The sequence below is a fragment of the Streptomyces sp. NPDC047453 genome (assembly GCF_040643155.1).
GTDB lineage: Bacteria > Actinomycetota > Actinomycetes > Streptomycetales > Streptomycetaceae > Streptomyces.
In genome coordinates this window covers 15,672-27,914 of sequence record NZ_JBEYTS010000045.1, presented here as the reverse complement: position 1 = coordinate 27,914, position 12,243 = coordinate 15,672, and the positions used below count along the sequence as shown (strand labels likewise).

At 71.1% G+C, this 12,243-nt stretch carries 8 protein-coding genes; 4 read left to right on the top strand and 4 right to left on the bottom strand.

Annotated features, from left to right (window positions below; all coding sequences use genetic code 11):
- Positions 1-71: 71 nt before the first annotated feature.
- The 4 genes from ABZ818_RS29560 to ABZ818_RS29545 all read left to right on the top strand — a co-directional run bounded on the left by ABZ818_RS29560 (position 72) and on the right by ABZ818_RS29545 (position 4,484).
- Positions 72-1,853 (top strand): SDR family oxidoreductase, encoded by a 1,782-nt coding sequence (locus ABZ818_RS29560; RefSeq protein ID WP_361421108.1) that lies wholly within the window; start codon positions 72-74, stop codon positions 1,851-1,853.
- A gap of 124 nt (positions 1,854-1,977) precedes the next feature.
- Positions 1,978-2,526, top strand: coding sequence for an RNA 2'-phosphotransferase (locus ABZ818_RS29555; protein WP_361421105.1), 549 nt, complete (start codon positions 1,978-1,980; stop codon positions 2,524-2,526).
- A 79-nt stretch (positions 2,527-2,605) separates the two neighbouring features.
- Positions 2,606-3,508: an LLM class flavin-dependent oxidoreductase gene (locus tag ABZ818_RS29550; RefSeq protein ID WP_361421102.1), complete on the top strand. Its 903-nt coding sequence runs from the start codon at positions 2,606-2,608 to the stop codon at positions 3,506-3,508.
- A gap of 67 nt (positions 3,509-3,575) precedes the next feature.
- A complete protein-coding gene (locus tag ABZ818_RS29545) occupies positions 3,576-4,484 on the top strand; it encodes a Cof-type HAD-IIB family hydrolase (RefSeq protein WP_361421099.1) in 909 nt (302 codons plus the stop codon).
- 40 nt (positions 4,485-4,524) lie between these two features.
- Here ABZ818_RS29545 and cydD read toward each other — a convergent pair whose 3' ends face one another.
- From cydD to hisC, 4 genes are all read right to left on the bottom strand, one after another.
- Positions 4,525-8,022, bottom strand: coding sequence for a thiol reductant ABC exporter subunit CydD (cydD, locus tag ABZ818_RS29540; protein ID WP_361421096.1), 3,498 nt, complete (start codon positions 8,020-8,022; stop codon positions 4,525-4,527).
- Positions 8,023-8,081: 59 nt separating this feature from the next.
- Entirely contained in the window at positions 8,082-9,086 is a 1,005-nt protein-coding gene (gene cydB, locus ABZ818_RS29535; RefSeq protein WP_361421093.1) for a cytochrome d ubiquinol oxidase subunit II, read from the bottom strand.
- A 20-nt stretch (positions 9,087-9,106) separates the two neighbouring features.
- Complete coding sequence (locus ABZ818_RS29530) at positions 9,107-10,615, bottom strand: cytochrome ubiquinol oxidase subunit I (RefSeq protein ID WP_361421090.1); 1,509 nt, start codon at positions 10,613-10,615, stop codon at positions 9,107-9,109.
- Positions 10,616-10,930: 315 nt separating this feature from the next.
- Positions 10,931-12,010, bottom strand: a complete 1,080-nt coding sequence (gene hisC / locus ABZ818_RS29525; protein ID WP_361421087.1) for a histidinol-phosphate transaminase — start codon at positions 12,008-12,010, stop codon at positions 10,931-10,933.
- Positions 12,011-12,243 lie beyond the last annotated feature (233 nt).

Below are 12,243 nucleotides of genomic sequence, written 5' to 3'. Positions count from 1 at the left end.
AGTCGCCGGCATCACAGCACAGGCACGTTCGGCAGCCGTGTCCGACCTCGGTGGAGGAGAGCGGAGGAGAAGTGACGACGCTGAAGGGCGCGCGGGAGCGCCGGGTGCGCACGGGCGGGGTCGAGTTGTGCGTGGCCGAACTGGGCGACGCACAGCGGCCCACGGTCGTCCTGGTGCACGGCTACCCGGACAGCAAGGAGGTCTGGTCGGAGGTCGCCGAGCGCCTCGCCGGCTTCCACATCGTGCTCTACGACGTCCGAGGCCACGGCCGCTCCACCGCGCCGCGGCCCCTGCGCGGGGGCTTCACCCTCGACAAGCTGACCGACGACTTCCTGGCGGTCGCGGACGCGGTGAGCCCCGGCAAGCCGGTGCACCTGGTGGGGCACGACTGGGGCTCGGTGCAGTCCTGGGAGTTCGTCAGCGTCCGGCGCACCGAGGGCCGGATCGCCTCCTTCACGTCGGTGTCCGGGCCGTCCCTCGACCACTTCGGTCACTGGATCGCCAGGCGCGTCAGGCGCCCCACCCCGCGCCGGGTGGGCCAGCTCCTCGGCCAGGGCGCCAAGTCCTGGTACGTGTACCTGCTGCACACGCCCAAGCTGCCCGAGCTGGCCTGGCGCGGCCCGCTCGGCAAGCGCTGGCCGGGCATTCTGAGGCGCGTCGAGAAGGTCCCCGGCGACGACTACCCGACCTCGTCGCTGCCTCGGGACGCGGCGCACGGCGCCTGGCTGTACCGGGACAACGTGCGGGCCCGGCTGCGCAGACCACGGGCGGACGCCCACGCGCACGCGCCGGTGCAGCTCATCACTCCCCTCGACGACGCCTTCCTCTCGGAGAGCCTGTACGACGACCTGGAGCAGTGGGCCCCCGGCCTGGTGCGCCGCACGCTCCCCGCCGGGCACTGGATCCCGCGCACCCGGCCCGACCAGCTGGCGGCCTGGATCACCCAGTTCGTCACGGCCACCGAGGACGGGCAGCCGCAGCCGGCCGCCACCGGGAGGTACGCCGACCGCTTCGCCGGGCAGCTCGTGCTGGTCACCGGCGCGGGCAGCGGCATCGGACGGGCCACGGCGTACGCCTTCGCCAGGGCCGGCGCGCGAGTGGTGGCCGTCGACCGGAACTCCGAGGCCGCGGCCCGCACCGCCGAGCAGTCCCGGCAGCTCGGGGCGTCGGCCGCCTGGGCCGAGGCGGTGGACGTCTCCGACGGGCGGGCCATGGAGAAGCTGGCCGAGAAGGTCGACACCGAGCACGGCGTGGTGGACGTCCTGGTGAACAACGCGGGCATCGGCCTGTCCGGCTCGTTCTTCGACCACACCGCCGAGGACTGGAGGAAGGTCCTCGACGTCAATCTCTGGGGAGTGATCCACGGCTGCCGGCTGTTCGGGAAGCGGATGGCCGAGCGGGGACAGGGCGGCCACATCGTCAACACCGCGTCCGCGGCGGCGTACCAGCCCTCGAAGGCCCTGCCCGCCTACAGCACCTCCAAGGCGGCGGTGCTGATGCTGAGCGAGTGCCTGCGCGCGGAGCTGGCCGGGCAGGGGATCGGTGTCACGGCGGTCTGTCCCGGCTTCGTCGACACCGCCATCACGTCCACGGCGCGCTTCGCGGGCGTCGACGCGGAGGAGGAGAAGCGCCGGCGGCGGCGCGCGGCCCGCCTGTACGGACTGCGCGGCTACCCGCCGGAGAAGGTGGCCGACGCGATCCTGCGCGCGGTCGTGCGCGACGAGGCGGTGGTACCGGTGACGCCGGAGGCCCGTCTCCTCCGCGCGATGTCCCGCTTCACCCCCCGGGCGCGGCGCCGGCTCGCACGGGCGAAGCCGCCGCTGGGTGCCGCGGATCCGGGCCAACATCCCTGAATCGGAGACCAGTTGTCCACAGCTTCGCCTCTCCTGCCTGTGGACAACATCACTTGGCTGTGGATCAAACCTCCCGGGCGGAATTGACCTGCGTGATCCGCGTCTCTCCCGGCAGGCTGGTGGCATGGACGAAAGACGCACCGTGAAGGTGTCGAAGTACCTCGCCAAGCACCTTCGCCACCAGCCCGAGAGGATCGGGCTCATGCTCGACGAGGGCGGCTGGGTCGAGATCGACGCGCTGATCGCGGCGGCGGCCGCGCACGGCTTCCGGTTCAGCCGCGAGGAACTGGACCACGTGGTCGCCACCAACGACAAGCGGCGCTTCGCGGTCGAGGGCAGCCGTATCCGCGCCAGTCAGGGCCACAGCATCGGGGTCGACCTCGGATTGCCGACCGCGACACCGCCGCCGCACCTCTACCACGGGACCGTGGCCCGCAACCTGGAGGCGATCCGCAGCGAGGGGCTGCGGCCGATGAACCGGCATGACGTGCACCTCTCGCCCGACCGCGAGACCGCTACCCGGGTCGGCGCCCGCCGCGGTCGCCCGGTCGTCCTCGCGGTGGACGCGGCCGCCATGCACCGCGACGGCCATGTCTTCCATGTCAGCGCCAACGGTGTGTGGCTGACGCAGTCCGTGCCGCCCCGGTACCTGCGGTTTTCCGAGGCCCGTTGATCCACTTCAGTCCAGGGCCGCCGGCCCCCTGCGGTGACCGTTTCACGTGAAACAGCCACGGGTGTTTAGGCTCGGGGCCATGAGTCTGCGTCTGAGCACCGTGATCCTTCCCTACCGCCGCTGGCACGAGGGCGGCCGTTCGGCATGGACACGTGCCGAACAGCTCGGCTTCCACGCCGCCTACACCTACGACCACCTGTCCTGGCGCAGCTTCCGGGACGGCCCGTGGTTCGGGGCCGTGCCGACGCTGACCGTCGCCGCGGCCGTGACGGATCGGATGCGGCTGGGAACCCTGGTGACCTCGCCGAACTTCCGGCATCCGGTCACCCTCGCCAAGGAGCTGATCTCCCTCGACGACATCTCCGGGGGCCGGATCACCCTCGGCATCGGCGCGGGCGGTACCGGCTTCGACGCCACCGCGCTGGGTCAGGAGCCATGGACGCCGCGGGAGCGGGCCGACCGCTTTGCCGAGTTCGTTCCGCTGCTCGACCGGCTGCTGACCGAGGACACGGTGTCGTACGAGGGCGACTTCTACTCGGCGCACGAGGCGCGCAACATCCCCGGGTGTGTGCAGCGGCCCCGGCTGCCCTTCGCCGTGGCCGCGACCGGGCCGCGCGGACTGCGGCTCGCCGCACGGTACGGGCAGGCCTGGGTGACCACGGGTGACCCGAAGCTGTACGAGAACGGCACGCCGGAGCAGTCCGTTCAGGCCATTCGCGCCCAGGCCGAGAAGCTCGCGGACGCGTGTGCCGCGGCGGGCCGTGACGCCTCCGCGCTCGACAGGGTCCTGCTCACCGGATTCACCCCCGACCGCGGTCGTCCGCTCGAGTCCCTCGACGCGTTCGTCGACTTCGCGGGCCGCCACCAGGAGCTGGGTTTCACCGAGATCGTGATCCACTGGCCGATCCCCGACTCGGACTTCGCCGCGGACCAGAAGGTCTTCGAGCGGATCGCCATGGAAGCTCCCTCCCAGCTGACGTGACCGACACAACCCCTCAAATGTGCGAACTCTCGCACGATCGTGCGGACATATAGACGACAATGACGCGGTGACCTCAGCGACTCGACGGCCCGAGACCCCGGCCTCACCCCAGCTCTCGACCTCGTTCGAGCCGGGGGGCACCCCCGGCGTTCCGCCTCGGCTGATCGCCACCGATCTCGACGGCACCCTGCTGCGCGACGACAAGTCGCTCTCCCCGCGCACGATCGCCGCCCTGGCGGCGGCCGAGGAGGCGGGCATCGAGGTCTTCTTCGTCACCGGCCGCCCGGCCCGCTGGATGGACGTGGTCAGCGACCACGTGCACGGCCACGGTCTGGCGATCTGCGGCAACGGCGCCGCCGTGGTCGACCTGCACGGCGGTTCCGGCGGCCACCGCTTCGTGAAGGTGCGGGAGCTGGCCCGGGAGACCGCACTGGACGCCGTGCGGCTGGTGCGCGAGGCGGCACCGGGCACGGTGTACGCGGTCGAGCAGACCTACGGCTTCCATCAGGAGCCGGTCTATCCGAAGCTGCACATGGAGATAGCAGACGTCCTCGCGCCGGCCGAGGAACTGCTGGCGCCGGACGGAGCCGGAGCCGGCCAGCCGATCCTGAAGATCCTCGCCTACCACCCCACGCTGGATCCCGACGCCTTCCTCACCGTCGCCCGCCTCGCCGCCGGCGAGCACGTCACCATCACCCGGTCCAGCCCCAGCGCCCTGCTGGAGATCAGCGGTCCGGACGTCTCCAAGGCGAGCACTCTGGCCCTGTGCTGTGCCGAGCGCGGCATCTCGCAGGAGGAGGTCGTCGCCTTCGGCGACATGCCGAACGACGTCGAGATGCTCACCTGGGCCGGCCGGTCCTACGCCATGGGCAACGCGCACCCCGCCGCGATCGCCGCGGCGTCCGGACGGACGGTCGCCAACAACGAGGACGGGGTCGCGGTCGTCATCGAGCGGCTGCTGGGGGAGCGGCCGTAGCGGGCGGGCCGCCCGCCGGGGGCGGCCCGCGAACGGCTCGCTACCGCGCGCCCACCAGCAGCTCCGTCTGCGTCTCCCGTTCGGCCATCCGACGCAGCGGTCCCGGCAGCGCGGCCAGTTCCGCGTACGGTCCCCGCTGGACGACGCGCCCCTCGTCGAGGACGATCACCTCGTCCACGGCCGCCAGCCCGGCCAGGCGGTGGGTGATGAGCAGCGTCGTACGGCCCTCGGTGGCGGCCAGCAGATCCCCGGTGAGCGCGTCGGCGGTCGCCAGGTCGAGGTGTTCGGCGGGTTCGTCGAGCACCAGCACCGGGAAGTCGGCGAGCAACGCGCGGGCCAGGGCCAGTCGCTGACGCTGTCCGCCCGACAGCCGGGCACCGTGCTCGCCGACGAGCGTGTCGAGCCCGTCGGGCAGGGAGTCCACCCAGCCGAGCAGCCGGGCCCGCGCGAGGGCGTCCCGCAGTTCGGCCTCGGTCGCGTCCTTCTTCGCGAGCAGCAGGTTCTCGCGGACCGAGCTGTCGAAGAGATGCGCGTCCTGGGCGCACAGCCCGACCAGCCGCCGTACGTCGTCGCCGTCCACAGCGTGGGCGTCGACGCCGCCGAGGGTGTACGTGCCCGTCTCCGCGTCGAGGAAGCGGAGCAGCACCTGGGCGAGCGTCGTCTTGCCGGAGCCGGACGGCCCGACCACGGCGACCCTGCGACCCTCCTGGAGCGTCAGGTCGAGTCCGGCGAGCGCCGCCCTGTCCTGCCCCGCGTACCGCGCCGTCAGGTTCCTGACGGCGAGCGGGAACGGCGAGGCGGATGCCTGCCGGGGCCGCTCCGGTTCACGGACGGGCTCGGGGGCGTCCAGGACCTCGTACACCCGCTCCGCGCTGCGGCGTACCCGGTGCCGGTAGCGCACGGCGAGGGGCATGCCGAGGACGGCTTCGAAGGCGGCCAGCGGGGTGAGGACGACAACGGCCATGGTCACGCCGCCGAGCCGTCCGTCGGTGACCGCCTGGGCGCCGACGAGGGCGGTCGCTGCGACGGTCAGTCCGGAGATCAGCGCGGTGAGCCCGTCGCCGAGGGCGGTGGCGGTGGCGGCGCGCGAGGCGATCCGGGTGAGCAGCCGGTCGGCCCGCCGGGTCTCGGTGATGCGGGTGGGCAGGGCGCCCGCGACGGCCAGTTCGGCAGTTCCGGTGAGCAGCTCGGTCACGCGGATGGCGAGGGCGCCGCGCGCGGGGGCGAGCCGGTGCTCGGCACGCCGGGCCACGGCCCCGGTGACCAGCGGGACGCCGGCCCCGGCCGCGAGCAGGCCGGCCGCGAGCACCGCCCCGGCCTCCGGCAGCAGCCAGGCCGTGAAGGCGACGGAGGCGGCGGACACGGTCAGGGCCGCGCCGGCGGGCAGCAGCCAGCGCAGCCAGTAGTCCTGGAGCGCGTCCACGTCGGCGACGAGCCGCGTCAGCAGATCGCCGCGGCGCATCCGGCGCAGCCCGGCGGGCGCCAGCCGCTCCAGCCTCCGGTAGACGGCCACCCGTGTGTCGGCGAGCATCCGCAGCACCGCGTCGTGCGAGACCAGCCGCTCCGCGTACCGGAAGACCGCACGCCCGATGCCGAAGGCCCTGGTGGCCGTGACGGCCACCATCAGGTAGAGCACGGGCGGCTGCTGGGACGCCCGCGAGATGAGCCACCCGGAGGTCGCCATCAGCCCGACCGCGCTACCGAGCGCCAGACTGCCCAGCAGCAGGGCGAGGGCGAGTCGGCCGCGCCGGGGACCGGACATCGCCCGCACCCGGGCGAGGACGCCGCGCGCGACGGTGGTGGCCTCGGTCCCGGGTTCGACCGGAGCCGAGGCCGGTCCGGGTTCGGCCGTTCGCACGGGGCGTGCCTCGGCGGAGCGGGCCACGGCCGGCGCCGGCCCGAGGGACTCCGACCCGTCGAGACGCACGACCCGGTCCGCCACGTCCAGCAGTGCGGGCCGGTGCACCACCAGGAGCACCGTCCGGCCCGCGGACAGCCGCCGCACCGCGTCCACGACCTCCGCCTCGGTCGCTCCGTCCAGGGCCGCCGTCGGCTCGTCGAGCAGCAGGACGGGCCGGTCGGCGAGGAAGGCCCGGGCGAGCGCGAGCCGCTGCCGCTGCCCGGCGGAGAGCCCGGCCCCGTCCTCTCCGAGCAGGGTGTCCAGTCCCTCCGGCAGCGCGTCCACGAACTCCAGCGCACCGGCGTCGGCCAGCGCCCCGCGTACGGCGGCGTCGTCCGCGTCGGGCCGCGCCAGCCGTACGTTCTCGGCGATCGTTCCCGCATAAAGGTGCGGCCGCTGCGGCACCCAGGCGATGCGCGAGCGCCACTGCTCCAGGGCGACGTCGGCGAGATCGGCTTCCGCGACGCGCACCCGGCCCGCACTGGGCTTCACGAACCCCAGCAGGACGTTCAGCAGCGTCGACTTGCCCGCACCGCTCGGCCCGACGAGGGCGACCGTCTCCCCCGGCCGCACCGAGAAGGACACATCCGTCACCGCGTCCGCGGACCGACCGGGATAGCGAACGCTCACGTCCTCGAAGGTCAGGGCCCCGGCGGGCACGGCCTCGGTGCCGGACTCCGGCACGGGGGTCTCCAGCACGGCGAAGATCTCCTCGGCAGCCGCCAGCCCCTCCGCCGCCGCGTGGTACTGGGCGCCCACCTGACGCAGCGGGAGATAGGCCTCGGGCGCGAGCACGAGGATGACCAGCCCGATGTAGAGGTCCATGTCGCCGCTCACGAGCCGCATGCCGATCGTCACGGCGACCAGTGCCACCGACAGCGTGGCAAGCAACTCCAGGGCGAAGGAGGACAGGAAGGCGATCCGCAGCGTGCGCATGGTCGCCCGCCGGTACTCCCCGGTGATGCGCCGGATCGACTCCGCCTGTGCCTTGGCCCTGCCGAACACCTTCAGGGTCGGCAGTCCCGCGACGACGTCCAGGAAGTGCCCCGACAGCTGGGACAGCAGCCGCCACTGGCGGTCCATGCGGGACTGCGTGGCCCAGCCGATCAGCATCATGAAGACGGGGATGAGGGGCAGGGTGGCGACGATGATGGCCGCCGAAACCCAGTCCTCCGTCACGATCCGGGCGAGCACCGCCACCGGGACGGCCACGGCCAGCCCCAACTGCGGCAGATAGCGCGAGAAGTAGTCGTCCAGGGCGTCGACACCCCGCGTCGCCAGGGCCACGAGCGAGCCCGTGCGCTGCCCGCTCAGCCAGCCGGGGCCGAGCGCCGCCGCCCGCTCCAGCAGCCGCCCGCGCAGTTCGGACTTCACCGCCACGCTCGCCCGGTGGGCGGCCAGCTCGGTCAGCCAGGAGACCAGCGCACGACCGCAGGCGACGACGGCCAACAGCAGCAGGGGAGTGCGGAGTTCGGCGACCGGCATCCGGTGCTGGAAGGCTCCCATCACCACCTCGGCGATGAGCATCGCCTGTGCGATGACCAGGCATGCCCCGATGGCGCCGAGCCCGACGACGGCCACCAGGAAGAGCCGGGTGGCACGGGCGTGACGCAGAAGTCGCGGATCGATCGGTTTCATGGAGAACATGCCCTTCGGCCCAGAGGGTGTGTTTCACGTGAAACACACCCTCACCGGACTCAGTGCGCGGGTTCGGCGATGTGGTGCGTGCCGATCCGCTTGCGGAACACCCAGTAGGTCCAACCCTGGTAGAGCAGGATGATCGGTGTGGCGATACCGGCGCACCAGGTCATGATCTTCAGGGTGTACGGGCTGGACGAGGCGTTGGTGACCGTCAGGCTCCAGTCCGCGTTGAGCGTGGACGGCATGACGTTCGGGAAGAGCGACAGGAACAGCATCGCCACGGCGGCCACGATGGTGATGCCCGACAGCGCGAACGCCCAGCCCTCGCGCCCCGCCTGGTTCGCCGCGAGCGCGGACACCAGGGTGACCACCGCCACGAGAAGCGCCACCAGGCTCCTGCCGTTGCCCGTGTGGGCCTGTGTCCACAGCAGGAAGGCCAACGCCGCCACGGCCGTCACCAGACCCACGCGCAGAGCCAGCTTCCGCGCCCGCTCACGGATGTCACCGACGGTCTTCAGGGCCGTGAACACCGTGCCGTGGAAGGTGAACAGCGTCAGGGTGACCAGTCCGCCGAGGAGCGCGTACGGGTTGAGCAGGTCTCCGACGCCGCCGACGTACTCGAGGTTCCGGTCGATCTTCACACCGTGCACGATGTTGCCGAAGGCCACACCCCACAGGAAGGCGGGGATCAGCGAGCTCCAGAAGATCGCGTTCTCCCAGTTGCGCTGCCAGTTCTCCTCTGGCCGCTTGGCCCGGTACTCGAAGGCGACTCCGCGCACGATCAGGCAGACCAGGATGACGAGCAGCGGCAGATAGAAGCCGGAGAAGAGCGTGGCGTACCACTCCGGGAAGGCGGCGAAGGTGGCGCCGCCCGCCGTGAGCAGCCAGACCTCGTTCCCGTCCCAGACCGGGCCGATGGTGTTGATCAGCACCCGCTTCTCGGGCCGGTTCCGGGCGAGCAGCTTGGTGAGGATGCCGACCCCGAAGTCGAAGCCCTCCAGGAAGAAGTAGCCGGTCCACAGGACGGCGATGAGGACGAACCAGACGTCGTGCAGTTCCATGACTGTGCAGCTCCCTCGGCCTAGTACGAGAAGGCCATCGGCTTGTCGGCGTCACGCTCGTCGCCGCCGATCTTCGTGGGCGGGTTGAGGTCGGCCTCCGTGAGCTCGGGCGGGCCGCCCTTCACGTACTTCACCAGCAGCTTGACCTCGATCACGGCGAGGACGGCGTAGAGCAGCGTGAAGACGGTCATCGAGGTGAGGACCTCGCCCTGGGAGACACCGGGGGAGACCGCGTGCCGGGTCTGCAGCACGCCGTAGACGACCCACGGCTGGCGGCCCATCTCGGTGAAGATCCAGCCCCAGGAGTTGGCGATCAGCGGGAAGGCCAGCGTCCAGATGGCGATGCGCCAGTACCAGGTGGTCAGCCGCGGGCCGAGCGCCTTGTTCGGCAGCAGCACCAGATGGGGCACCTCGTCGTCGCCGACCCGCAGATGCCGGGGCAGCAGGAACTTCTTGCGGGTCAGCCACAGTCCCGCGAGGCCGATGGCGAAGGACGCCATGCCGAACCCGATCATCCAGCGGAATCCCCAGTAGGCGACGGGGATGTTGGGCCGGTAGTCGCCGGGCCCGAACTGCTCCTGCTCGGCCTTGTTGACGTCGTTGATGCCGGGGACGTAGGAGGTGAAGTCGTCGTTGGCCAGGAAGGACAGCAGGCCGGGGATCTCGACGGCCACCGTGTTGTGGCCCTTGTCCACATCGCCGTAGGCGAAGACCGAGAACGGCGCCGGCTTCTGTCCGTCCCACAGCGCCTCGGCCGCGGCCATCTTCATCGGCTGCTGCTTGAACATGACCTTGCCGAGGACGTCGCCGCTGACCGCGGTGAGCAGGCCGGCGATGACGACCGTGACCAGGCCGAGCCGCAGCGAGGTCTTCATCTCGCGCACATGCTTCTTGCGGGCGAGGTGGTAGGCGGCGATGCCGACCATGAAGGCGCCACCGGTCAGGAAGGCGGCGGAGAGCGTGTGGAAGGCCTGGCTGAGCGCCGTGTTCTGGGTCAGCACCGCCCAGAAGTCGGTGAGTTCGGCGCGGCCCTTGGCCTCGTTGATCCGGTAGCCGACGGGGTGCTGCATCCACGAGTTGGCCGCGAGGATGAAGTACGCCGACAGAATCGTGCCGAGCGACACCATCCACATGCAGGCCAGGTGGATCTTCTTGGGCAGTTTGTCCCAGCCGAAGATCCACAGTCCGATGAACGTGGACTCGAAGAAGAACGCGATCAGTGCCTCGAAGGCGAGCGGGGCACCGAAGATGTCACCGACGAAGCGCGAGTAGTCCGACCAGTTCATGCCGAACTGGAACTCCTGCACGATGCCGGTGACCACGCCCATGGCGATGTTGATCAGGAAGAGCTTGCCCCAGAACTTGGTGGCCCTGAGGTACTTCTCCTTCTCCGTGCGCACCCAGGCGGTCTGCAGACCGGCCGTCAGGGCGGCCAGCGAGATCGTCAGGGGAACGAACAGGAAGTGGTAGACGGTCGTGATGCCGAATTGCCAGCGCGCCAGTGTCTCCGGCGCCAAAGCCAGGTTCACGTCGTCACTCTCCTTACGTCACCGCGATCACGGCGGCGGTTCATCCCGATGTGTCCTGCACAACAGGCAACAATCGGACCCGCTTGTGAACGCGTTCACATTCACAAGCAATTATGGCGCACCTGTCTTCGAACAGCGAAGGGGGGGTCCCCAGGCCCTGGGGGGACCCCCTCCTCGCAAGATGCCGCGACGCTCTCGGCCGGCCGCAGCCAGCTCGGACCTGACCGGATCCGACCTGCCGGGCCAGACCCGACCGGATCAGGCCTGCCGGCCCAGACCTGCCGGCCCAGACCTGACCGGATCACGCTGACAGGATCAGGCCTCCTTGCGGAACGCCTCCGCCGTCTTCAGGAAGATGTCGTTCGCCTCGGTCTCCCCGACGGTGACCCGCACGCCCTCACCCGGGAACGGCCGGACCACCACGCCGGCCCGCTCGCAGGCCCCGGCGAAGGAGACCGTCCGCTCCCCCAGCCGCAGCCACACGAAGTTGGCATGCGTCTCGGGCACCGTCCAGCCCTGGGCGCGCAGCGCGTCGACCACACGGGTGCGCTCGCACACCAGCGAGCCGACCCGCCCCAGCAGCTCGTCCTCGGCACGCAGCGAGGCGATCGCCGCCTCCTGCGCCAGCTGGCTCACGCCGAACGGCACGGCCGTCTTGCGCAGCGCCGCCGCCACCGGCTCGTGGGCGATGGCGAAGCCGACGCGCAGCCCGGCGAGGCCGTAGGCCTTCGAGAACGTGCGCAGCACGCAGACGTTCGGCCGGTCGCGGTAGAGCGTCACCCCGTCCGGCACCTCGGCATCGCGGATGAACTCGCGGTAGGCCTCGTCCAGGACCACCAGCACATCGGAGGGCACGCGGTCGAGGAACCGTTCCAGCTCGGCCCGCCGCACCACCGTTCCGGTCGGGTTGTTCGGGTTGCAGACGAAGATCAGGCGCGTGCGTTCGGTGATCGCGTCCGCCATCGCGTCCAGATCGTGCACATCGCCCGGCGTCAGCGGGACCCGCACGGAGGCCGCCCCGCTGATCTGCGTGATGATCGGGTACGCCTCGAAGGACCGCCAGGCGTACATGACCTCGTCGCCGGGACCGCTGGTGGCCTGGATCAGCTGCTGGGCGACACCGACGGAACCGGTGCCCGTGGCCACGTGCGAGGCCGGCACGGCGAAGCGCTCGGCCAGCTCGTTGGTCAGGGCCGTGCACGCCATGTCCGGGTAGCGGTTGAAGGAGGAGGCGGCCGCCGTCACCGACTCCATGACCCCCGGCAGCGGCGGGTAGGGGTTCTCGTTCGAGGACAGCTTGTACGCCACCGGACCGCCGGCCGCAGCGGGCTTCCCCGGCTTGTAGGTGGGGATACCCTCCAGCTCGGCACGCAGCTTCGGGCTTGTCTCGCTCACCGCAGTCCTCCTCGTGACCACCACCGGCATCCAATACTGCACACCTTATGAGGATTGGGCGCCGCTGCGTATGGGTCGGAAGCCATCACTCGTGCGCGAGGCCGACCTCGTCCGTCACACCGACATCAGCGGCGTCTTCATACGAATGCATACGAAATGGGGGGGCGCGTCCACATATATCTATGCGCCGGTGGCTTGCGCCGTGGCGCGCATCCCTCGTGAAGGTGAGTTGA

Excerpts from the sequence above, each read along its gene's own strand:
- ABZ818_RS29555 (WP_361421105.1), top strand. The coding sequence starts at position 1,978 with ATGGACGAAAGACGCACCGTGAAGGTGTCGAAGTACCTCGCCAAGCAC.
- ABZ818_RS29550 (WP_361421102.1), top strand. The coding sequence starts at position 2,606 with ATGAGTCTGCGTCTGAGCACCGTGATCCTTCCCTACCGCCGCTGGCAC.
- cydD (WP_361421096.1), bottom strand. The coding sequence starts at position 8,022 with ATGAAACCGATCGATCCGCGACTTCTGCGTCACGCCCGTGCCACCCGG.
- cydB (WP_361421093.1), bottom strand. The coding sequence starts at position 9,086 with ATGGAACTGCACGACGTCTGGTTCGTCCTCATCGCCGTCCTGTGGACC.